This is a genomic window from Acinetobacter sp. LipI_23, assembly GCF_058243045.1.
The window spans coordinates 522,823-546,837 of sequence record NZ_JBZAYJ010000001.1 but is presented as its reverse complement, the minus strand read 5'-3'; the positions used below and the strand labels follow the sequence as shown (position 1 = coordinate 546,837).

Sequence of the window (24,015 nt, the reverse complement as noted above, 5' to 3'; positions counted from 1 at the left end):
TTTCAAAGGTTTCGCCCAAGAAGAGCATGTAAATTATTTTGTGTAAATTACGTTCTTTATAAATGATTTTTTAGCTAGTCGTCCAAGCATTCGACAACTGCTCAGCCTGCTTCATCACCAACTCAATCGCTTCAGCTGCTTTATCAGGTGGATACTTCCAACGCTGCAAAGTACGACGTACTAATATTTTCAGCTGAGCACGCACACTATCCCGAACCTGCCAATCGACAGTCGTTGATTTCCGTAGCTTCTCTGTAATCTCTCGTGCGATCTGTTTCAGCGTATCGTCTCCAAGCTCTCTGACCGCACTTTCATTATTCGCCAAGGCATCGTAGAAAGCGATTTCATCAGGATTCAAACCAAGTGCAGCTTCACGCTGCATTTCGGCCTGAAACTCTTTTGCCATTTGAATGAGTTCTTCAATGACCTGAGAGGTTTCAATAGCTCGGTTATTGTATTTCCTCAAGGTTTCCTGCAAACGATCAGAGAAGCGTTTTTCCTGCACGACATTGTTTCGTGTCTTTGCCTTAATGCCATCATTGAGTAACTTTTCCAACAGTTCAACTGCCAAGTTACGGTATGGCATCTGCCGTACATCTTCTAAGAACTCATCTGAAAGCAAGCCAATGTTTGGTTTATCTAAACCACACATTGCAAAAACATCTGTTACCCCATCTGCAATGACAGCATTATCCAGAATCTGTTTTAGTGTACTGTCCTTTTCCGCTTGCGACAGTTTACGATCTACAGAGGTATGCTTGCTAATGACCGCTTTAATGGCTGAGTAAAAGGCAATTTCTTTGTGCAGGTTCTTCGCTTCATCCAAGGTGCTGCATAAAGAGAAGGCTTTATTGATTGCCAGGACTAAATCAAGAAAACGCTTTTTACCATCCTTTAAGCTCAGCACATAGTTGGCTGCGGGGATAATCAGTCGGTGTGCCTGAGTTTCATAAGCACTTAAATCCATGCCAACCTGTTCATTGGTTTTGGCAAACATTCCCCGTATCGCATCCATCTTTTCAGCAAGAACCGCATAAGCTTCTTCTGCACGTAATGTTGGTTCCCCTTTACCTTTGGCATCGGTATAGGTTTTTAAGGCTTGCTTCAATTCATTAGCAATGCCGATATAGTCAACAACTAGTCCACCCTGCTTATCTTTAAAGACACGGTTCACACGTGCAATGGCCTGCATGAGGTTATGGCCTTTCATTGGCTTATCTATATACATGGTGTGCGTACACGGTGCATCAAAACCTGTAAGCCACATATCGCGTACAATCACCAGTTGTAAAGGATCGTTTACGTCCTTAAAGCGTTTCTCAAGGCGTTTTTTAGTTTGCTTATTGTAGATATGCGGCTGTAATAATGGTTTATCTGAAGCTGAACCCGTCATCACAATTTTGATTTTGCCTTTTTCAGGATCAGGGTCATGCCAATCTGGACGTAAGGCAATAATCTCATTGTAAAGGTGGACACAGATCTCACGGCTCATGGTCACAATCATGCCTTTACCCGCCGTGGCTTCTGTACGGGCTTCAAAGTGTGCGACTAAATCCGCAGCAATCTGTTTCAGCCGTGGTGTGGCACCCACCAGCTTTTCTAGTCGGCTCCACTCACTTTTAGTCTTTTCTCGGTTACCAACATCTTCTTCATCTTCTACAACCTCATCGACTTGATCAGATAGCTCTTCAATTTCAGTCTGATTGATGTCCAGCTTTGCCAAGCGTGATTCGTAGTAGATCGGGACGGTTGCCCCATCATCCACGGCATCCTGAATGTCATAGATGGAAACATAATCACCAAAGACAGCTCGGGTATCTTTATCCTCACTCGAAATAGGGGTTCCAGTAAAGCCAATAAAAGCAGCATTCTTTAAAGCATCACGCATGTGCTTGGCATAGCCGAACTTGTATGTGCCATCATTATTTAGTTTTGCTTTCAAACCATATTGGCTACGATGTGCTTCATCTGACATCACCACAATATTGTGGCGTCCATTCAGTAATGGATGCTCACTCTCACCTTCCAATAATGCAAACTTTTGTACCGTGGTAAAGATGATGCCACCTGACTCACGCTCAGCTAAAAGCTGTCTCAGCTCATCGCGGTTATTGGCTTGTACTGGCGTTTGTTTTAATAGTTCTTGAGCATTACTAAAAGTTTCAAAGAGCTGTCCATCCAAGTCATTACGGTCGGTTACGATCAACAAGGTCGGGTTGTGCATAGCAGGCTGTTGTAAGAGTTTCCCCGCATAGCAGCACATGGAAATACTTTTACCCGAACCTTGGGTATGCCAAACAACACCTGCTTTTTTGTCTCCGGTTGGATTGGCTGCTGTAATGGTAGCCTGTACGGCTTCGCGTACTGCATGGAACTGATGATAGCCTGCAATTTTCTTAATAGTCTTTTCGCTATCTGTTTCAAACAACACAAAAAATCGGATGTAATCCAGAAACAACTCTCGATCAAAGAAGCCTCGAATAACTGTCTCTAGTTCCCATTCTAAAGCAGGTTTATCATCTTCATTCTTAATGGTACGCCACGGTAAAAAGCGTTCCTGATTCGCCGTAAGTGAACCGACACGAGCCGTTACCCCATCACTCACCACCAAGGCTTCATTAAAGACAAACAGATCGGAGATTTCTTCTTTGTAAGTTTGCAGCTGGTTAAAGGCATCCCAGATATCTGCATTTTCATCGGTTGGGCTTTTTAGCTCCAACACGGCAAACGGAATACCATTGATAAAACAGATGATGTCAGGGCGTCGCGGCTGCTTCACACCTAGAATGGTAAATTGATTGACCGCAACAAAACGGTTTTGATGCACATGATTAAAGTCCACCAAGAAGGCATGGTCATGTACCCAATCATCCTGTTTCTTATAGGTGACAGATACACCTTCCAATAACATACGATGGAAGGCACGGTTATTGGTCACCAAGTCCAGACTTTCAGGTTGATTCAGCTTTTGCAGAACTTGCTCAAAACAACTTACAGGTAAATGCGGATTCAAGCGTTCAAAAGCGGCCAGAACATCAGCTTCCAGTAAAATCTGTTTATAGTCTTTGCGTAAAGGAGTGCTACTATCAGGTGCAATATCAATACCATGAACGACTTCCCAGCCATTTTCGGCGAACCAATCAAGGCAAAGGTTTTCGAGTTGTGTTTCGTTCATGATTAATATTACCTGGTATGTTGTCTTTAAGTTTTTCTGATAGATAAAGTTTAAGTTTCTAAAGCACCAGGCCTTCTTTACGTGCTTTTTCCTCGTTTATTACAAATATATTCATATCGTTAATATTCCATAATTTTTTTATTTTATGTAAACGCTGTCTAAATTTGTCAGTTATTTGGGGTAAATGTTGATTAGGTACTTTAGGTATAATTAGCCTTAATTGAATTGTAGCTTTTTGCCAATCAATAAGTTTATGATTAGATGGTAGCTCTTGCTCTACAATAGAGTTTTGTTTTAAACACCCCATCATTTGTAATGGTAGTGCATTTTCAAACTTCTCAAAAATTTCATTCCAATAATTCTCATAATCGGATGTATTCCTAGGATTTGGTATACTCGATTTAGCTTCAACCATAAACATCTTTTGATTTTTTAAATAAGTAAACTCAACCATTTTAAAACCATTACCTAGAGATTTATGGCCTTTGGAATGTTCTATTTTATAAAAATCATCACGTGGGAAAGAACCAAAGCTCACTCCTGACTCTTCAAAAAAAATCATATATAATCAAACCCCTTGAAATTCAGCTTCAAAAAGTCGAATTGACTCATTAATGATCTCATTATCAGGTAGACCATCATTAAGCAAACAGGTTTGTTGCCAACTTCCATTTTCTGTTGCCATAAAAGTTGGAATAGGCATTTGATACTGATGAGCAATTAATACCAATTTTTTGATAACGTAATAAGAGTGAGTAGCAAGAAAAAATTGAATACCAGCTTTAGCAAGAACACTAATTATATCTAACAGTTGCACAATTGCTGTCGGATGCAAAGCAGACTCAGGTTCATCAATAAATACAATGGAATCTTTATCAAGATAGCGATTACCTAAAAGAGTATCAAGAATTGCAACCTTTTTAACACCTTCAGCTGTAGCCATCATTGAGTACTTACTATTTCCTTTTTTATAAATCCAGCTTTGGCTTTTATTATCGAATTCAACCTTCCCTGAAAACATATTTTCTAACTGTTTTCGAGAGCTTACAAACGCATCTGAATTACGCCCCTTTTGCGTAGGAATTTTAAGAGCAGTAATTAGATCGACATAAGTTGCATCAAAGCCAAATAATTTATCGATTACTGCCGACTTATGAATAACATCAATCAGTGACAATACTTCTTTAGGAGGTAGGAAAATTGAATTAGATTCTCTTTTGGTCAGATTATTGTGAATAGTACTTACTTTAACAGTTGTATCTTTTCCAAAACTAAATCCAAGTGAGCTATTGTCATCCAAGCTAATTGATACTGAGAGCTTTTTGCCCTCACCTTTGGTAACTATGTCACCAATTTTATCTGTTTGAAATGTCCAATATAATTTATCACTCAAAACATCGGAAAACTCTTGATTATTTTTCCCTCTATTGGACTCCTCATGGCTACGTATCGCACTATATAAAGCTTTGAGCAGAAAAGTTTTCCCTGTGCTGTTTTTACCCAAAATTAAGTTAATTTGTCCCAAATTTTTACCATGAGAACTAATAATTGGCCCATAGTTCTCTAAATCAAAATCTTTAATCATTCTTCATCTCACATACACTATTTTCTATCTTCATCAGAAATTAAAGTAATCTCACCCGACAATAACTTTGGCAATAAAGCATCTCTAATATCAATTAATTTTAAAGATTCATCTGACTGCTGTGATAATACAAATGGTTTTATCTTTTCTGCAAAAATATTTTGAATTTTAATATCTGGTTGCAATAAATCTATAGTTTCCAAGTCTTTTCTTTTAATACTCGATTGAACAGTAATAACCAATCTAGCATCTACATCATTCCTAAATTTGGCGCTATTCATTTGATAATACATAAATAGTGGATTTACTTTATTCAACTTAAATCTTAATCCTAATATATTTTGTGCAATTGCTAGAGTTCTATTAGCAGGAACAATACAAAGGCGACCTATAGTGCCCACTGTTGACATTATCAAATCATTTTCCTGTAAATGTGCTCTAAACCAAGTATTAAAAGTTTCTAAGCTCACTTTTTTGTCAGTATTTAAATCAGGATTTAAAGAGAATTCTGGTAAATGTTTTACCTCCAATAAAGGAATCCCTTCCGACTGAATAGGAGGAGTCTTACCTCTATTATCAATATACTTTTCAACAATATTACTAAACCGCGTAACCTCCCACCCCTTCGGTACTTCCCCTAACTCACTTTCTACCAATTCATCAGGAAACAGTGCAGCAGTTGCTCGCAATTCCGCCAAATCATCTTCAGCCATTTGCTGAAGCTCAACTTCACTTTTACCGCTAATAACACACATCGCAGCAAACTCAGGATTGTTCCCTTCTTGTTTTGCTACAATTTTGGCACGGACAGGGTCAAAGTCGATAAACCAGCTTTTAAAGAGGGCTTGGGCAATCGATTCTAAGGTTTGGTTAATTTGATTGTTGAGGTGGATTTTGTCATCTAGATCACCAAGAGTTTTGGCTATTACTTTTTCATTTATATATCCTAAGTTTTTGACCAAAACACTTGATAAGTGATTGCGATTTAATGTTGGAACACCTGTTCCAACATTAAATCGATGAAAATCTATACTTTTCAGCAAATAATAGACATATCTGGCATCATGTCCTTTGAAGTCTTTAACCCACAAAGTCGTATTAAGAGGCCAAAATTTCTCTTTAATATATTGGCCTCCCCCTATACTGCCACTTCTACCAATTACAACCCCTGGTGCATCAACTTTATATTCATTATGAAATCCAGCTACTCCTGTAGATGCTACGACAGGTATATCTCCAGAAATCCTGTCACTCTGAGGCAAATCAAATCCTCTTTGTAAAAGTATAAATTCATTTAATGGCACATAATTTTTATTACTCACTACATTCCCCAAATTCTTTTTTAATCGCCCAATGCCCACGAGTTCCACCCATACGCTCAAGCCAGCCTGCATCTTTTAAATGATTCAGATGCTTTTTCACTGCTGACTCATTAATACCGAGCTGCTCCGCCATAGCACGATAGGAAACTTTCGGATTTTTTTGAATCAAAACTAAAATCTCTTTTTGACGATCTGTCAGCATTGTTTCTTGGATTGAGCCACCTATTGAGCCACCTATTGAGCCACCTATTGAGCCACCTAATTGCTCAATCGAAGGACGGTAAAACTCCCAATCGACAAAATCACCTTGTGCTTTCAGTTGAGGTTCGGGATTGCCTGCTTGCAAACAAAGATCTTTGATCCGGGCAATCCCACTGCCCCATTGCTCGATATAACCCAGCTCTTTAAACACACGGGCCAAGACACGGTTACGAATCTCTGAACGACCTTGCGCTAAATCCTCTTCAGTCAGACCATTGGGCAAACCACCCGGCGATACAATATTCAGGATGTCATCATAAATGCCAACCTTGATATCACGCCCTGCATTGCTATAGTCACGATGCAACACTGCATTCACCAAGGCTTCACGAATGGCAGGAATGGGGATTTCATAACTTTCTGTACGTTGTAACCCTAAAATTTCAGCACGTAGATGCAGATGATTCTTGATGAATTGCTCTGTTTGCTTCAACTGACTAAATAAGTCTCCACGGTATTCTTTTTTATCCAAAAACACCGTCATGGTCGTGCCTTTAAAGCGGCTACATTTAATCTCAACCTGCTCATAAAGCCCCAACAAAATGAGTAACCCATGACTTGGGTAATCCTGTCCATTCTGCTGAATGATCAATTTAAGATTACGCATTTTCTGCAAAGACAGTTCTTTGCCCAGCTCAGCAAAGGCTTGCTTTAAAGGCTGTAAATCGATGTCATCTAAACTGTATTGCGGATTCGGCTGCTCATCAAAAGTCTGGTTCAGACGTTGCAATTCAAGTTGCTGGATATACTCAGGCGATGCCACACGATTACTTGCACCTAAACGGATATAAGTCCCCTGTGCCTTGCCTTGTGGCTTGAGATAATAAGGCAACAATGAACCACGGCTGACTTCAATCACCAGCAACTCTATGCCTTGGATATTCTCGATATAGATATACGGCAGAATGTTGGGCATACAGAGTTCATTGATCATCGAAGTGATCTGATCTTGCAACTCAAAAATATCATCTTGAATACCTACGAGTTGGCGATCATCACTTACACCCACTACCAATTTACCACCACTGGTATTGGCAAAAGCAATCAGGGTCTTTGCCACCTGTTGCCCTTTCGGTAATTGCTCTTTAAATTCAAGGGCTTGACTTTCACCCTTCTGAATTTCCAGCAATAAAGGATGATCAGAACTCATAGCCCAAGCCCTTTAGATTCTTTTTAATCTCACTTTCCAAGACAGCACTTTCAGCAAATTGTTCTTTGAGCTGAGCAGTCAAACGCAGCATTTTCTCAGCGAATGGCTCGCCATCATCTTCCTGCTCGACTGCACCAACATAACGTCCCGGAGTCAGTACGTAATCGTGCTTCTGAATATCCTTTAACTCAGCAGAGAAGCAGAAACCTTTCTCATCTTGATACGCTTCGCCTTCAAAATTTTCGCCTTGTTGCCAAGCATGTAAAGCATTGGTGATTTTAGCAATATCTGCATCGGTAAAGTCACGCAGTACGCGATCTTTCATATAGCCCAAATTACGGGCATCGATGAACAGAGTCTTGCCTTCACGGTTGGCTTTCTTTTTATCTAAAGACAAGCCATTCTTTTTGTCCTTGGTTAGAAACCAGATACAGGCTGGAATTTGCGTGTTGGTAAACAGTTGTCCTGGTAATGCAACAATACATTCCACCAGATCGGCTTCAATCAGGTTCTTACGGATCTCACCTTCATTATTGGTATTTGAGCTCATCGAACCATTGGCAAGTAGCAATGCCATACTGCCTGTAGGTGACAAATGGTGCAGCATGTGCTGCATCCAAGCAAAGTTGGCATTACCTTGCGGTGGCGTGCCGTATTTCCAACGCACATCATTTTCTAAAGAAGCATGCCACCAATCCTTGATGTTAAAAGGTGGGTTAGCCATGACAAAATCGGCACGCAAGTCTGGATGCTGATCCTCTAAAAAGCTGTCTGCATTCTTTTTACCGAAATTAAAATCAATCCCGCGAATCGCCATGTTCATGGCTGCCAGTTTCCATGTGGTCGGGTTGCTCTCCTGACCATAGATAGAAATATGCTTTTTCTGTTCAGACGCTTTGTAACGCTTTTCCTGTGCATGTTGTTCAATGAACTTTTCACTAGATACAAAGAATCCGCCTGACCCCATTGCTGGGTCATATACGCGCCCTTTATAAGGCTGTAACATTTCAACAATTAAGGTAACAATACTTTTAGGTGTGTAATATTGCCCACCCTGCTTGCCTTCAGCTAAGGCAAATTGTCCTAAAAAGTATTCATAGACATGTCCAAGAATATCTTTACTGTGCAGATTTAGTTTTTCACCGTTGTATTCAGGCTGAGTGAAACTGGTATCAGAGAAGGTATTAATCAGATCTAGTAACTTATCATTATCTAATTGATACTGTCCGATGCGATTCAGAATACCTTTCAGTTTTGGATTGGCTTTTTCAATTTCATCAAAGGCATTATCAATCAACCAAGATACAGAGCGTAACTTCACGTCCTGTCCTTGTTCATCTTGCCAAATGATTGAGCCAATTGGTAAAGCTGCTGCATCACGGATATTTGACCAGCGGCCTGCTTTTGGCACCCAAAATACGTTTTTTTCTTGGTAGTAATCCAGTATTTCTAGTTCATCAGCAATAGACTGTTGGTATTCTTCTTCGCTGTCGTACTGATCACGCGGCATGTAATAGATGTTGTGATCGTCTTTTTGTGCAAACAATTCTTTGAGTTCAGATTGCCGTTCATCAAAAGCATCTGATACGTACTTTAAGAAAATCAGTCCTAAAACAATATGCTTGTAGTTAGCGGCATCCAGACTGCTGCGTAATTTATCGGCGGCTTTCCAAAGCTTGTCATCTAAGTCATTTAGAAACTTTTGTTCCAATGAATGCATTTTATTTCCTCAATCCAAGATCAACCGCTTTGGTTTTATACTTAATGTTAAACAATGTTGCTAAGTTAGCATATCAATGACCTATTAAAAGTCATGCACTTAACAAAAAAAATAGAGATTAATAAAGTCCTGTCATTTTAACGGGATAACTTTAGCTAAAATAGTCCTTTAACAACTGCTACGTCTTATAATGTCGTAAAAAAAAAGAGCAACCTAGAAAGTTGCTCTTTTCCAACCAATCGATTAATTGACGGGTCTGACTGATCGCTGCAACCCCTGCTGAATACCCTGCACAAACCCTTCAGGCGAAGCTTGTTGCTCCACCGTACGGTTTTGTTCTTGTTCAGGGTAGTATTCCTCCAGCACCTCTAACCCTTCCTCTATATCCGTTTCAAACCGTGCATTGGCAAAACCCTTCCTTGCGGTAAAGTCTAATGATTCTATGAATACACCTAACTTTTTCAACTAACTACAAATGTGTTGCACTTGGGATTTGAATCTGCGACTTTAAAAAATATTCATCTTAAATTTTATACTTATTTTACGCAAAATTTACGATAATTTTATTATATATCAATAAATTAAACCATAACATACATTACTTCAATGACTACTAATTTAAAGTGTTATGAAAAAATTATACCATCTACTTTTTAGCCTTATACCGCTCTATTCAAGTTATGCTTTTGCTACTGGAGATGAAAGCTCTCCCGCTTTAAGCTTTTCAGGTAATGTATCATTGGCCAGCGACTACCGCTGGCGCGGCCAAACGCAAACCCAGAATGATCCGGCCTTGCAGGGAAACTTTGTTTTAAGCCATGCTTCAGGATTTTATCTTGCTGCATTTGCATCGAATGTTGATTTTGATGACGAAGTAAATTTAGAACTGGATCCCCAGATCGGCTATACAGCGCCAATCGCGCTAGGTTCAATCCATCCTGCAGTTGATCTTGGCATGCTGCGCTACAATTACATCGGCAACAGCGATTTAAATTATAATGAATACTATTTCAAAATGATCTTTAATGCGTTGCTGCATCAGAACGATAGCTTTACACCAAGCATAAGCTATACCTATAACTATGGCGGCAAAGCTGCCAGTGACAGTATAGGTAAAGATATCTCAAATTGGTATTTTAATGTCTTATATGCTACACCGATTGCTCAAACTAATTTTGGCACAAATGTTAGCTTAGGTTATTCCAAAGCAAATCAGGACATTTATGGTTCTGAAGCAAAAGACCTTTTTTTTGATTGGAAAATGGCTTTGTTGCACAAACCTATCTGTAAAGGGTTTTTCAGCGATATAATTTTCAAATGAAGAAGCCTACACACAAAATCTACCGCACAACCAATTGGCCCGCATATAACCGAGCACTCATGAGTCGCGGAAATATTGCCATTTGGTTTGATCCTGCTACGCAATGGTATGCGCCATCAAAAGGCAAACAAGGGCGAAATCAAACCTACTCCGACGCAGCCATCCAATGCTGCTTAATGATTAAATCCTTATTTCGTCTGTCTTTACGTATGGTTACTGGCTTTGTGCAAAGTCTGATTAAACTTTGCGGATTAAATTGGATAGCTCCAGATTACACCACGCTTTGTAGAAGACAAAAGCATATTGATATTGTAATCAGCTACCAAAAAAGTAGCGATGGGCTGCATCTACTCATGGACTCTACAGGCATGAAGTTTCTAGGTGAGGGCGAATGGAAACGCAAGAAACATGGACCTGAATATCGTCGCCAATGGCGTAAACTTCATATTGGTATAGATGCTAAAACCCTACAAATACGAGCAGTTCAGCTTACAACCAATAATGTCAGTGATTCACAGGTGCTTGGTGATTTACTTAATCAGATTCCACAAGATGAGCGGATTGACTCTGTTTATACCGATGGAGCTTATGACACCAAGCAATGCCGTCAGGTCATTGCAGATCGGCAAGCGCATGCGGTGATTCCACCTAGAAAAAATGCGAAACCATGGAAAGATACAAAGAGTAGCTCGCTAGAGCGAAATGAATTACTTCGAACAATTAAACGTTTAGGCAGGACACTATGGAAAAAATGGTCAGGCTATCATCGTCGAAGTTTGGTTGAAACTAAGATGCATTGCATCAAATTATTAGGAGATAAACTCAGTGCAAGGAGTTTTGATAGCCAAGTGAATGAGATCCATGCACGTGTAGCAGTCCTTAACAGATTTACGGAATTAGGTCGACCACTTACCCAAGTTACGCCTTAAATTTGGCTCAATTAGGGGCGCTTTGCATTTCAAATCTTTGTGCAACAAAGCCTTGGAAAATTGGTGCAACTTACCGCTATAAGCCAATGGGAATAAATGCAGAATTAGCAGCGGTTGGTAGTAATTTAAAAACCAAAGACTTTACAAGTCAAAATAAAAAAGGGGTAAAAACTGAAGCAGTATTCACCCTGACTAAATCTTTTTAAAAGTTAAATGCCAATAGTATCAGCAATACTATTGGCATAATTATTTTACTTGAGTGATTTCAATATATGATCTATCTCACTTCGATTAAAACCTCTTTCTTTAAAAATAGTATGAATTATTTTTTTCATACTTTTTGACGCATACTGGTATTTCTTTACTAAAATGTCAGAATCAATTTCCTGTAAACTATACTTCAAATATAATTCTTCATTGAGCTTCTGATTTCTAGCATCATCTTCATTATTTATCGTGTTATACATTTTTAAGCAGTTAAATATCCCAATGTTGTTCGATCAAAGTAATTTGGCTGTACATATACTGATGCTCAGCACGTTTAACTGCACACCATAATTCCATAAATCTTTTGCCGAGATATTTTTGCAAAACAGTATTCCGGTGAAAAAATGTTAAAGCATCCAGCTGATTCGTACTTAAAAAGTGCGGCTGATGTTTATTTTTTATCTGAGTGGCTTGCTGTGGAATTTCCAGATTCTGTGTCAACCCATGCAGTGTGCCGATCAAAATCAGGGCTGCAGTTAAATAAGGATTGCAATCCGCACCTGCAACACGATATTCCAAGCGTTGATTTTCATTGTCCGAACGTGGTATGCGAATGGCCACATTGCGGTTATTCACGCCCCAATTAGCTTCTAAGGGCACATGGTTTCCAGCTTTAAACCGGCGGAATGAGTTTACATTCGGGGCAAGCACGGCCATGGACGGCGGCAGCAAGACTATCAGCCCGCTGATCGCCTTTAATAATTGCCGTGACGGTAAAGGATTCTGCTTCATGCTGAAAATATTCTGCTGGTCTTGATTTAACAAACTCATGTGAAAGTGCATGCCGCTGCCCGCTTTATTCAGATCAGGCTTAGCCAAAAAGCTTGCATGTAACCCATGTTCTACAGCGACTTGCTTAATGGTGCGCTTTAGCATCATGATCTGATCGCATAGCTTCAAAATATCACCGCTATGCTGAATATTAATTTCGTATTGTCCGGAAGATGATTCCGAGACTAAGCCTGTAATCTGAATCCCCTGCAAAAGGGCAATCCGTTCAATTTCATCCAGAACGTCTTGATACTTATCTTGCGCATTCACATCAAAACATTGATTTAAATAAATCTGATTGGAGCCAGATTTTTCATTGCTGTCAAATAAATAAAACTCCAATTCTGCGGCCATGCAAGGATAAAAGTTTTGATCATGCAGCGCTCTTAAACTTTTTTTTAAAATATTGCGCGGTTCAACTTCGCAATCTTGATGATTGTCATCTTTCATGGTTAGGAATAACTGTGCATTGGACTCTGGATTTAAAGCGCAGGGCTGCAGGCTTCCCAATATAGGTTTACATAAATAATCCGGCTCACCGATCGTTTTTCCTAAACCCGATTCTTCAATCACTTCTCCATCAAGACTCATGGCATAAATAGACATTGGGAAATAACAGCCTTGTGCAATATTTTTTAGACCGACAATATCTATGCGCTTGCCGCGGACATGACCATTCAGATCGTGCAGGCAAATCTCAACATGACGGGTATTGGGATAGCGCTGCAGATAGTTTTCGATTTCTTCTGAAAATAGAATATCTTCAATATCGCAGCATTGACGCGCAGATGGCATGGATTCAGGGACCGCTTCTTCGTCAGCTATATTATGTCTAGCCATGAGTAAATTACTCATTATTTTGTCCTGTTAAATATTAACAATGATCAAAATAAAACAAGTTCTACCGAATGTAACGTAAATAAACCGTAAAAAAGCACCCAACTAATATGATTATTTTTTAAACTATTAAAACCACGAAAAAGCTAATTTAAAATAAGTTAAAACATAAAAATAACAATAGATCTCTTTCATAAATCAAAAAACGATCTTCTTTTTGGTTAATATTTGCACTCCGGATTTCTTAGCATTCGTGCATAGGTGGTGTTTTAAAAAGTATGCTGACATTAAATGAAGCCATTATTGATGTAAAAGAAGGTTAAGTCGAAGGCTTTAAAATGGTTTTCAAGCTTTTTGGAGAAATTACAACTTCTTCTAAAACCACGCCTTATTCGATGCCTTATTTTGCAATTATTACCTTCAATTCCTACAGTAAAAAACTTACCAATACTTTGCTTGCAGTTTTTAAAAGCAGTGATGAAACTGTCCCAATGATCACTTGCAATTCGGGTGTAGTGAATACCTAATTGTTTAAGCTTTGTCTTCAACCTTTGGACTGTAGCTAAATCTCTCTTACCCCAAACATAAGCAACAATCTCACCTGTTTCTCGATGGTAAGCGTAAATAAGCCATTGTTTATTATTTTTATTTCCAACAAAAGTCCAGAATTCATCTACTTCGAGAGATTCATAATGACTTTGTTTAGGCTGAATTTGATAGGCCGATTCAGTTAAAGTCCGTAAGACTTTACCGATACTAATGCGCTCAACTTCAGCGATATCTCGTATACCGCTGCCTCTGACCATTAACTGTAATATTTTACGAGTAATGCCAGAATTACATCCTAGATAGCTCAGAGCATGGTCACCAATAAACTGACGTTTGCAGTCTTTGCATTGGTAGTTTTGTTTCCCATCTACTTTGATGCCATTTTTCTTTATACTGTCACTGAGGCAGGTTGGACATTTGATTTCTAGAGTTATTTGCATTTCTCTATTTTATCAAAATTCAACCTGCTTTTTTTTAGCATACTTTTTGATACACCACCCGTGCATAATCTGCGGATGAAATACATCGATTCAAACAAGCTTTCTGATCCTCAGTTCAAGCGATACACAGGCATCTCATGGTCAACTTTCTATTTGATGGTTGAGCAATTGCAGAAGCATGTCTCTGCCAAAGACAGACCGCCCAAGTTAAGCCTGGAGGATCAGGTTCTGCTCTGTCTGAGCTATTGGCGGGAATACCGAACCTTATTTCACGTTGCGACGAGTTACGGGGTTTCAGAGCCCACAGCCTCAAGAATTGTCCGTCATGTTGAAGACTGCCTGCTTCGGTCCAATCTGTTTAATTTACCCAAAGATTTACCCGAGGGCGAAGGCATCGACTGGAATGTTGTGATCGTGGATGCCACGGAAATTCCAATCCAAAGGCCTAAAAAAACAGAAGAAAAGCTATAGCGGCAAAAAAAAGACCCATACCTTTAAAGTACAAGCCATGATTCACTACAAAACTCAGCAAATTCTGAGTTTATGTGCCAGTCGCGGGGCAGTGCATGATTTCGAGTTGTTCAAACGCAATTTAAACCAGATTCCTTTTGGGGCTTTTATCCTGGCAGATAAAGGCTATCAGCGGATTTATGTGTTGTATCCGAATAGCCTGTTGCCATTAAAAGCCAAAAGACACTGTAAATTGGATCCTGAATTGAAAATCTATAATCAAGAAATCAATAAAAGATGAATCGGAATTGAGCATGTATTTGGCAACCTGAAAACCTTCAAAATCCTTGCTGAGCGTTATCGAAATAGATGTAAAAGGCTTAGTTTGAGATTCAATTTAATCGCTGGAATCTACAACTTGGAACTGAGCAAAAAATGATTTATGAAAGAGGTCTAATTACTCATGTAAAATAAATGGCATATTTAATATTAATAAATCTTCAAAAATCGCAAACCCACTCCCGGTTCAGTAATAATATATTTAGGCTGCACAGCATTATCATTTAACTTCACTCTTAATTTAGCCACCAGAATCCGTAAATAATGCGTATCTTCTTGGTGCGTTGGCCCCCACAGCTCTTTCAATATTTGCGGCTGAGTAATCAATTGGCCTTTATTTTTCGCCAATAAATTCAGCAGCTGATATTCTTTGCGTGTTAAGGAGAGCAATTGTTGATTTAAAAAAACCTGCCGTTTGGAAAAATCGATTTTTAATACGCCATCATCAAAAATTACAGTATCAACAGTACTATGCTGGTGCTGCCTAAGCAGTACACGAATGCGCGCCACCAGCTCCTGAACACTAAACGGCTTGGTGACATAATCATTTGCGCCAGCATCCAGAAGCTTCACTTTTTCTTCTTCATTTGCCCGCACAGACAGCACTATCACTGGAACGTGCGACCATGTGCGAAGCTCAGACAAAACCTCATAACCATCCAAATCTGGCAAACCCAAATCGAGGATCACTAAATCCGCGCCTTGCAAAGCTAGGAGTTCCAAACCCTTTTGGCCATTTTCAGCCAAAAGCGTTTTATAGCCTTGCGCTCTGAGTGCTATATCCAAGAATTTTCGAATCTGATTTTCATCATCAATAATCAAGACATTGGTCATGGAGCTGGCTGATTCATTCTGTTCTGGCATTTTCCCACCTAAAAGCTGCTAGATGCTTTAAGTAATTTGCTGAATAGGAAGCTGTATGCGGATACATGTTCCTTGATTGTTCTTGCCTGATGATGCCATGATTTTCCCCATATGCGCACCCACAATCGCTTTCACAATCGTCAAGCCCAAGCCTGTACCATATTGCCCGCGGTCGCCGCGCTGCATGGTATAAAACATGTCAAAAATGCGTTCCCGCTCACCTTCCGGGATACCCTGCCCCTTATCAGTTATGGCAATTTCGATCTCATTTTCATTCACCTGCTGCACCTCAATCATCACAGCTTTATTTTCTGGTGAAAATTTTGCGGCATTTTCCAGTACATTAAAAATGGCCTGTTCAATCAAGGCGGCATGTACAAATAAACTCAAAGATTCTTGAGGCGCATGCACTTCAACCAATGCATCTGGCATATAACGGTTTAAACGGCGCACTGCTGAACCGATCAGTTCATCAACTCCAATCCAGTCCCGCTTCAAGCTTAAGCCTTCATGGCCTAAACGGGTCATATCCAGTAGGTTTTGAATATAGCGGTCTAAACGCTCCCCCTCTAAATGAATCGCTTCCAGCAAGCTGTCCTGATCATTTTCATTCATGGAATGGCGGTAAGTGCTCAAAGTATCCGCTGCTCCAATCATCGACGCCAAAGGCGAGCGTAAATCGTGCGATACGGATGATAATAATGCCGAGCGCAATTTTTCCGTTTCAGAATTCACATTGGCTATTTCCAAAGCCTTGGTCAGCTGGGTGCGGAAAATCGCCTGCGCAAGATACTCTACCATGAGTTCAGCGAGCTGTTTTTGCTCCGTATTGATTACTGCTTGCACATCTTTAAGTTTCAACCCCACCACGCCTAAGCATTGCTTGGAAGCCAATAAGGGCAAAAACCACCACTCATTTTCCGTCAAGGTTTGGGTAAAGCGACCGGACGGTTGATGGTTTTTGAATGTCCAATCGGCTGAAATTTTTTCTTTATTACTCATGATAGTCGATGATGCTTGAGTTGCTGCAGTATCTGGGAAATACAGCCAGACATCTGCATTGAGATTTTTACTCAGGCTATGTTCAGCAATCTCCTTGATTTGTGCCAAATCTAATGCTGTGGACAGCTTCTGCCCTAAATCCTGCATAATGCTGTTATAACTGTTCGCCGTTTTGAGTGCAGTCACCTGCTCTTTCAAACGTGACGCTAATCGGCTCGAAATTAAAGCCGCGCCCAAAAATGCAATCACGGTGACAATCCCCTGATGTGCAGAAATCTGAAATGTAAATTGCGGGGAAATAAAGAAAAAATTATAAGCTAGAAAGAATAGGATGGCTGAAAAAGCTGCAGCCAGCATCCGTGTTTTTGATGCCACAAAAACCACAGCGGTGATAAAAATCACCGAAAGATCTTCAATCCCTAAATACTTTTCCCCTAAGCTTGCAATCACAATGCTGATGACCGTGGTGGCTAGTACGTACTGTATTTCTCTCAGCGACAAGAATGCCCTTTGAGTGAAAAAGGACAGATGCTTATTCTCTGCAATAATCGGCACTATACTGAGTTCAAAACTGGGCCGGTATTGCAGTAATTGATCAATCAAATTGAGCCTTAAATTCAGCGAAAACTTTTGCGGAGCCGCTTGCGCTAAAACTAAGGTTGAAATGCCGCGGTCCATCACATAATCAAATAAAGTTTTAGCATGTTGCTGGCCGTAAAGGACTTCTGTCATTCCGCCCATTTGACGCGTTAAGTTTAAAGCCCGTTCTATTTCACGGCTTTGCGAGTTTTCCTGTTTATTCATGATTTGCGTATCATGAGAAAAAGCAACAACCGTCCAGTTTGCCGCACGATGCTCGGCAATACGGCATCCAGTCCGAACTAAAGCTTCAGAATGCCCTTTGCCATCAATCATAATTAAGACATGATTTTTTAAGGGGATTTGAGCAAGCCCTTGAATGGCGAAATTTTCGCGTACATCATTATCAACATAATTGGCAACGGTTTGCATTGCCAGTTCACGCAGTGCCGTTAAGTTGGAGCTGTTGAAAAATCGCTGTAAGGCCTGTTCCGCCTGCTCAGGCACATAAACCTTCCCTTGGTTTAAGCGCTCCAACAGCTCATTCACAGGCAAATCAATTAAGCGGATATCTCTAATCCGTTCGAACACCCGGTCTGGCACGGTTTCAGTGACACGAATCCCAGTGATTTGATATACCACATCATTCAAACTTTCCAAATGCTGAATGTTCATGGTGGTAAAAACATCAATACCAGCATCTAATAATTCATTGATGTCTTGCCAGCGTTTTTCATGACGGCTGCCGGGCATATTAGTGTGGGCAAATTCATCCACCAAAACAATACTGGGCTTTTTATCCAAAACGGCATCTAGATTCATTTCCTCCAGATGCTGCCCTTGATATTCAATAGCCTTGCGCGGAATTATATCTAAACCAGAAATTAAATTTTCAGTTTCTCTACGGCCATGCGTTTCTACATAGCCAATGACGATATTAATACCCTGCAGCGCCAGTTCATGCGCACGAACCAGCATGGCAAAGGTCTTTCCCACGCCCGGAGCTGCGCCTAAAAAAATCGTCAGCCGCCCAGACTGATAACGCTGTGTATGTTGCAGCAAAACATCGGCTTTATTGGTTCGTTGATCAGTCATAGAAGTAATCTTTATTTATTGCTTTAAAAAGATGTTTTTAAATTCATTTAAATGCGTCTAAAGTCAGCTTGGCTATTGCTGGGCAATATGGATGCCACCGTTGGGCGGAGGTATAGAACATCCCCTCGCCCAACAATCGTATGTAACTTAATTCAAATTATTTAATAGCGTTCAATCACTATATTTTAATCTTCAAGCCATTCATATCACTTCCCGCCCCGATCCAAAGCCAAATTCAATTCAAGCACATTGATACGTGCCTGCCCTAAAATCCCAAAAATCGGCTGAACCGTATGCGACTGAATCAGTTTTTCGACATTCTGTTCAGGCATATGCCGTGCATGGGCAATCCGCTTCACTTGAATCATGGCTGATTGCACGCTAATTTCAGGGTCGATGCCACTGCCTGAAGCGGTGACCAGATCCGCAGGAATTTTAGATTTTTCAATCTGTTCCTTCGCTGCGATTCGATTCAGCCGTTCCTCTATGGCTTTCTGCAGTTCAGGATTGGTTCTCGCCATGTTGCTTCCGGCCATCGCCATAGGATCATAATTTGCGGCAGATGGACGCGGATGGAAATATTGAACTTGGGCAAAAGGCTGTGCCACTAAGCGTGAACCGATCACTTGATTATTTTCGACAATCAAGCTGCCGTTGGCTTGTTTTGGAAAGAGCATTTGTCCTAAGCTGGTTGCAGCAGCACTATATACAAAGCCGCATAAGCCTAGAGCAATGATGGTCATTCCAAACGAAGCGCGCAGTTTCTCACCCCATGATGAGTCTGCCAATTGATGATTTTGCATATTCACTTTGTCATCCTCAAAAAATTTATAGGGCCAAGATTGGACTGATCAGCAGATCAATCGCTTTAATGGCAATAAACGGTAGCAGCACCCCGCCCACACCATAAATCAGCATGTTGCGGCGCAATAATTGGGTAGATGCCGAAGGTTTGAATTTCACACCGCGCAGTGCAATTGGAATCAGCAGAGGAATAATGATCGCATTAAAGATCAGCGCAGACAGGATGGCACTTTCAGAACTGCCTAGTTGCATGACATTTAACACATGCATTTGCGGAATTGCCGCGACGAATAATGCCGGCAAAATTGCAAAATACTTTGATACATCATTCGCCAAGGAAAAGGTGGTTAATGCACCGCGAGTAATCAGCTGCTGTTTGCCTATTTCAACCACAGATAGCAATTTGGTTGGATCAGAATCTAAGTCCACCATATTGCCTGCTTCTTTGGCTGCTTGCGTTCCCGAGTTCATGGCTAAGCCAATATCTGCTTGGGCCAACGCCGGTGCATCATTAGTACCGTCACCGACCATCGCTACCAAATGTCCTTTGTTTTGCTCGGTTCGAATGCATGTGAGTTTATCTTCTGGTTTCGCTTCAGCGATATAATCATCCACACCAGCCTCTGCTGCGATGGCCGCTGCTGTGAGCGGATTATCTCCGGTCACCATCACAGTTTTAATGCCCATTTCACGTAAGCGCGCAAATTTTTCTTTAATGCCTTGCTTAATCACGTCTGATAGTTCAATGACACCCAACAAATTCTGGTCTTTAGCCACGACCAGCGGCGTTGCCCCTTTTGAAGCTATTTGTTCTACGCGCGCTTTCAGTTCGGCATGATTTTCAAGGTTTTGCGAAGCGAATTTAAGAATGGCATCCATAGCGCCTTTACGCACTTGATGACCATCCGCCAAGTTAAGGCCTGAAATGCGTGTGGACGCATTAAAAGCGATAAATTCAGCCTGTTCAGGCTCGGCCACTCTTTCACCTTGCTCTTTGGCCAAAGCAACCACCGATTTACCTTCTGGCGTTGGATCGGCCAAAGAAGTCAGTACCGCCGCTTGGCGAAGTTCAGACTCCGTCACTCCTGTTAAGGGATAAAAAGCAGTCGCCTGACGGTCACCGTAAGTAATAGTTCCGGTTTTATCGAGTAGTAAAACATCTATATCGCCTGCAACTTCAACCGCCTTGCCTGATTTGGCAATCACATTGGCTTTGAGCGCTCTGTTCATCCCTGCAATTCCAATAGCTGGCAATAAGCCGCCGATGGTGGTTGGAATCAAGCAGACCAATAGCGCCACCAATAAAATCGGGCTGATTTCAATATGCAGGAAATGTCCAATCAACGGCAGGCTGACCACGACGATGATAAAAGTCACAGTCATCACGGTCAGTAAAATACCTAAGGCAATTTCATTCGGTGTTTTTTGACGGTTTGAGCCTTCGACTAAAGCAATCATTCGGTCGAGAAAGCTATTTCCCGCCTCTGCGGTCACTTGCACGATGATCCGGTCGGTTAAGACTTTGGTTCCGCCAATCACCCCAGATTTATCTGTGCCCGCTTCACGGAGTACCGGCGCAGATTCACCTGTTACTGCAGCTTCATTGATCGTAGCAAAGCCCTGAATTATTTCACCATCTGCGGGAATCAATTCCCCTGCACGCACTTCAATCAAGTCATGCATGTTCAATTCAGCCGCTGAAATCTGCACCCCATCCATATCATCTTTAGAATGGATCCGGCGCGCCGTCAAATTCTGACGCGCTTGACGCAGGGATGACGCCTGTCCGCGGCCTTTGGCTTCAGCAACCGCTTCGGCATAATTGGCAAAGAGAACCGTCACAAATAAAATCAACGTCACCAATAAGCCAAAAACCAAACTAGATTGACCTAGAATTGTACTAACCAGTGTAATCAGCGTCCCAAGCCAAACGATGGCCATCACCGGATTTTTAATCACATGCTGCGGCAGCAGTTTAATAAAAGCATTTTTCCATGCTTCAGCTTGAAATAAGGTTGAAGCTATGGTGTTTTGCTGTGTTTGAACAGTGTGTTTTGAATGATTCATTGTACTCCCCCTTAACCTTGAACCAATAACAGATGATCAGCAATTGGCCCCAAGACCAGGGCTGGCATAAATTGCAATAAGGTCAACATCACCACAATGGCAATTAAAGTCAGTGCGAATGTTGGCGTTTCGACTTTTAAACTGCCGCTGCTTTCAGGTGCTTGGCGTTTAGCAGCTAAACGTGTAGCGATGATTAAAGGAATAATTAATGTCGGGAAACGGCCGAGCAATAAAGCAATACCGCATGTGACATTCCACCACACGGTATTGTCTGATAGCCCTTCAAAGCCTGAGCCATTGTTGGCAAATGCAGACACATATTCGTACAGCACTTGAGAAATGCCGTGGTATTGCGGATTACTGTTGCCCGTCAATTCAGGAAAAAATACAGTTATTGCGGTTAAACCAAGAATGACGATGGGTTGGATCAAAATCACAACAGCGAGCAGCTTGATTTCACCGGCTTCAATTTTGCGGCCAAACAATTCTGGGGTGCGGCCGGTCATTAAGCCTGCAATAAAGACTGCTAAAAACAGATAAATAATGAATTGCTGTAAACCACAGCCAATCCCGCCCCAAATGGCATTGATCAGCATATTGGACAATTGCACCATACCCGTGAGCGGTGCAGATGAATCATGCATCATATCCACTGAGCCGTTATTGACTTGGGTGGTGACCGCTGACCACAAAGCAGATGATGCCTCGCCAAAACGCACTTCTTTACCTTCCATGGCGGAAAGCAATGTCGAAGTCGATGAAAGGCTTTCTGACCAGATAGCGCTAGTCGCAGAAATGATCGACATCAGCAGCATTGAAGCAAAGACCAAGCCTGCGAATTTGGCGCGTTTGGTGAAAAAGCCCAGCATAAAAATCACCGAAACAGGGATCAGTAAAATCGCAAGCATTTCCAGAAAGTTTGACAATGGTGTCGGATTTTCCAAAGGTACACTGCTGTTCGGACCATACCAGCCACCACCATTACTGCCCAATTGCTTAATTGCTACCATGGGCGCAACAGGGCCTAAAGGTATTTTTTGCGTTGTTAATTCGCTGCTTTGGTCGATGACTTGAACTTCTGGGCCGCCTTGAAAAGTCGATGGTACGCCTTGGCTAGTGAGCAATAATGACCAAACCATGCATAAAGGAATCAGAAAGCGGAACGTCGGACGAATCACATCGGCCCAATAGTTGCCGACATTAATTTGTTGCACTTTATGCTTAAAGCTGGTCTGTTGATCGGTTTCAGAAAGTGCATTGGATTGTTTGTAGAACAGTGCTCGAACTGTAGCCACCACCATCGCCAGGCCCATCATCGGCGTGAAGATCTGCAAGCCGACAATGCCGACCATTTGCGATAAATAAGACAGTTGCGCCTGTCCTGAATAGTGCTGCTGGTTGGTATTGGTCAGAAACGAAATCATGGTATGCAGCGCCAAATCCCATGACATATTCGGTGCATGGTTTGGGTTCAACGGCAGGCTGGCTTGAACCATAAATAGAGTCCAAGTCACCAAACCGATCACTGCACAGCTCATGACAAAATTGAATGAATAGGTTTTGACATTCATCCCCCGTTTGGGATTGATTCCTAAAACCGCGTAAATGGGCTTTTCAATCCAATTGAATAGAGGATCAATTTTCATATCGCGGTTGTGCATAATTGCTGCGAGGTATTTACCCAAGGGATAAGCCAGAACAAAGACGATGGCTAAAAGCAAAGCAAACTCTAACATGGCATTTCACTCCTATGTTTCAGAGCTGAAATCTGCATGCAGATATTGAAATAACGTTTATTTTGATTATTTAGTACAACGCAATTTTTTTGATGCTGTACCTGCTGATGCGCGTGAATGACCGCACTCATGTTTTTCATCCTAAGCATTGGGATATTCCAAAATCCAGTATGAAAAATAAGACCGTAAAGTCTCTATTCATAACTTTGGATGCCGCGTAAAGAAAGCGTAAAAATTTAGCTCAATGCACTTATAAATGCAGAAAAATATCTTAAAAGTGATGGCTATTATTATTCTGTGACTCACTTTATTTATGGATATAATTTCAGTACTTAAAGCCTTATTTTTAGGTTTTATAGAAGGTTTAACGGAGTTTTTACCCATTTCCAGTACTGGTCATTTAATTTTATTTGGCCATTTAATTGATTTTCATTCAGGCTCAGGCTGTGTCTTTGAAGTTGTCATTCAACTGGGCACAATCTTAGCCGTTTGTTGGCTCTACCGTAAAAAAATTATTAATCTACTACATGGTTTTATATCAGGTGATTACCATGCGAGACGTTTTGCGATAAATGTCTTCATTTCATTTATTCCTGCAGTAGTGATCGGAGTTATAGCTGTTGATTTTATTAAACAAGTTTTATTCAGTCCTTCGGTTGTGGCATCTGCACTGATTATTGGTGCACTGTTAATTTTTGCTGTAGAAGCGGCTTTGTTGCATAAATATGTAAGCATCTGATTTAAATAAATTT

17 protein-coding genes and 4 pseudogenes are annotated in these 24,015 nt (G+C 41.0%); 6 read left to right on the top strand and 15 right to left on the bottom strand.

From position 1 onward, the window contains the following. Positions 1-70: 70 nt before the first annotated feature. From AC4CVD_RS02655 to AC4CVD_RS02625, 7 genes and pseudogenes are all read right to left on the bottom strand, one after another. On the bottom strand, positions 71-3,175 hold the full coding sequence (locus tag AC4CVD_RS02655; protein ID WP_005400777.1) for a type I restriction endonuclease subunit R: 3,105 nt from the start codon (positions 3,173-3,175) through the stop codon (positions 71-73). 58 nt (positions 3,176-3,233) lie between these two features. Further along, on the bottom strand, positions 3,234-3,737 hold the full coding sequence (locus AC4CVD_RS02650) for a hypothetical protein (RefSeq protein WP_005400778.1): 504 nt from the start codon (positions 3,735-3,737) through the stop codon (positions 3,234-3,236). A 6-nt stretch (positions 3,738-3,743) separates the two neighbouring features. Next, on the bottom strand, positions 3,744-4,760 hold the full coding sequence (locus AC4CVD_RS02645; protein ID WP_005400779.1) for an AAA family ATPase: 1,017 nt from the start codon (positions 4,758-4,760) through the stop codon (positions 3,744-3,746). A gap of 17 nt (positions 4,761-4,777) precedes the next feature. After that, the gene (locus AC4CVD_RS02640; RefSeq protein ID WP_005400780.1) at positions 4,778-6,082 is read right to left on the bottom strand and encodes a restriction endonuclease subunit S; all 1,305 of its coding nucleotides are present in this window, start codon (positions 6,080-6,082) and stop codon (positions 4,778-4,780) included. Continuing rightward, positions 6,075-7,493 carry an ATP-binding protein gene (locus AC4CVD_RS02635; protein ID WP_348943136.1) on the bottom strand — a complete coding sequence of 473 codons (1,419 nt, stop codon included), beginning with the start codon at positions 7,491-7,493 and terminating at the stop codon, positions 6,075-6,077. The genes AC4CVD_RS02640 and AC4CVD_RS02635 overlap by 8 nt, the downstream gene beginning before the upstream one ends. Beyond that, positions 7,483-9,213 carry a class I SAM-dependent DNA methyltransferase gene (locus tag AC4CVD_RS02630; RefSeq protein ID WP_005400782.1) on the bottom strand — a complete coding sequence of 577 codons (1,731 nt, stop codon included), beginning with the start codon at positions 9,211-9,213 and terminating at the stop codon, positions 7,483-7,485. Before AC4CVD_RS02630 ends, AC4CVD_RS02635 begins: the two co-directional genes overlap by 11 nt. Before the next feature lie 243 nt (positions 9,214-9,456). Continuing rightward, positions 9,457-9,645: pseudogene (locus tag AC4CVD_RS02625) on the bottom strand (hypothetical protein); the annotation flags it as partial. Between the two features lie 196 nt (positions 9,646-9,841). Between AC4CVD_RS02625 and AC4CVD_RS02620 the strand changes: the two are divergent. The 3 genes and pseudogenes from AC4CVD_RS02620 to AC4CVD_RS02610 form a co-directional block, all read left to right on the top strand. Beyond that, positions 9,842-10,492, top strand: a pseudogene (locus tag AC4CVD_RS02620) (TorF family putative porin); the annotation flags it as partial. Positions 10,493-10,530: 38 nt separating this feature from the next. Beyond that, the gene (locus AC4CVD_RS02615; RefSeq protein WP_053579251.1) at positions 10,531-11,463 is read left to right on the top strand and encodes an IS5-like element ISAba12 family transposase; all 933 of its coding nucleotides are present in this window, start codon (positions 10,531-10,533) and stop codon (positions 11,461-11,463) included. A gap of 53 nt (positions 11,464-11,516) precedes the next feature. Then, positions 11,517-11,669: pseudogene (locus AC4CVD_RS02610) on the top strand (TorF family putative porin); the annotation flags it as partial. Positions 11,670-11,714: 45 nt separating this feature from the next. Here AC4CVD_RS02610 and AC4CVD_RS02605 read toward each other — a convergent pair. The 3 genes from AC4CVD_RS02605 to AC4CVD_RS02595 all read right to left on the bottom strand — a co-directional run bounded on the left by AC4CVD_RS02605 (position 11,715) and on the right by AC4CVD_RS02595 (position 14,327). Further along, a complete protein-coding gene (locus AC4CVD_RS02605; protein WP_004692350.1) occupies positions 11,715-11,930 on the bottom strand; it encodes a hypothetical protein in 216 nt (71 codons plus the stop codon). Between the two features lie 10 nt (positions 11,931-11,940). Further along, positions 11,941-13,356: a glutamine synthetase family protein gene (locus AC4CVD_RS02600; RefSeq protein WP_279045430.1), complete on the bottom strand. Its 1,416-nt coding sequence runs from the start codon at positions 13,354-13,356 to the stop codon at positions 11,941-11,943. 269 nt (positions 13,357-13,625) lie between these two features. Continuing rightward, positions 13,626-14,327 carry an IS1 family transposase gene (locus AC4CVD_RS02595; RefSeq protein WP_004282344.1) on the bottom strand — a complete coding sequence of 234 codons (702 nt, stop codon included), beginning with the start codon at positions 14,325-14,327 and terminating at the stop codon, positions 13,626-13,628. A 75-nt stretch (positions 14,328-14,402) separates the two neighbouring features. On the opposite strand from AC4CVD_RS02595, the gene AC4CVD_RS02590 reads away from it, so the two are divergent. Together AC4CVD_RS02590 and AC4CVD_RS02585 are read left to right on the top strand one after the other, a co-directional pair. Further along, positions 14,403-14,798, top strand: coding sequence for a transposase family protein (locus AC4CVD_RS02590; RefSeq protein WP_078388747.1), 396 nt, complete (start codon positions 14,403-14,405; stop codon positions 14,796-14,798). Then, the gene (locus AC4CVD_RS02585; protein ID WP_004692353.1) at positions 14,746-15,078 is read left to right on the top strand and encodes a transposase; all 333 of its coding nucleotides are present in this window, start codon (positions 14,746-14,748) and stop codon (positions 15,076-15,078) included. Before AC4CVD_RS02590 ends, AC4CVD_RS02585 begins: the two co-directional genes overlap by 53 nt. Before the next feature lie 188 nt (positions 15,079-15,266). On the opposite strand, the gene AC4CVD_RS02580 is transcribed toward AC4CVD_RS02585, so the two are convergent. The 5 genes from AC4CVD_RS02580 to kdpA form a co-directional block, all read right to left on the bottom strand. After that, positions 15,267-15,980 carry a response regulator gene (locus AC4CVD_RS02580; protein ID WP_004692355.1) on the bottom strand — a complete coding sequence of 238 codons (714 nt, stop codon included), beginning with the start codon at positions 15,978-15,980 and terminating at the stop codon, positions 15,267-15,269. 27 nt (positions 15,981-16,007) lie between these two features. After that, positions 16,008-18,656, bottom strand: a complete 2,649-nt coding sequence (locus tag AC4CVD_RS02575) for a sensor histidine kinase (protein WP_005400786.1) — start codon at positions 18,654-18,656, stop codon at positions 16,008-16,010. Positions 18,657-18,862: 206 nt separating this feature from the next. Then, entirely contained in the window at positions 18,863-19,465 is a 603-nt protein-coding gene (gene kdpC / locus AC4CVD_RS02570) for a potassium-transporting ATPase subunit KdpC (protein ID WP_004679624.1), read from the bottom strand. Positions 19,466-19,484: 19 nt separating this feature from the next. Beyond that, the gene (kdpB, locus tag AC4CVD_RS02565) at positions 19,485-21,527 is read right to left on the bottom strand and encodes a potassium-transporting ATPase subunit KdpB (protein ID WP_490751961.1); all 2,043 of its coding nucleotides are present in this window, start codon (positions 21,525-21,527) and stop codon (positions 19,485-19,487) included. 11 nt (positions 21,528-21,538) lie between these two features. Beyond that, positions 21,539-23,263 (bottom strand): potassium-transporting ATPase subunit KdpA, encoded by a 1,725-nt coding sequence (kdpA, locus tag AC4CVD_RS02560; protein WP_039890241.1) that lies wholly within the window; start codon positions 23,261-23,263, stop codon positions 21,539-21,541. A gap of 313 nt (positions 23,264-23,576) precedes the next feature. Here kdpA and AC4CVD_RS02555 point away from each other — a divergent pair. Beyond that, positions 23,577-23,972 (top strand): annotated as a pseudogene (locus AC4CVD_RS02555) (undecaprenyl-diphosphate phosphatase); the annotation flags it as partial. Positions 23,973-24,015 lie beyond the last annotated feature (43 nt).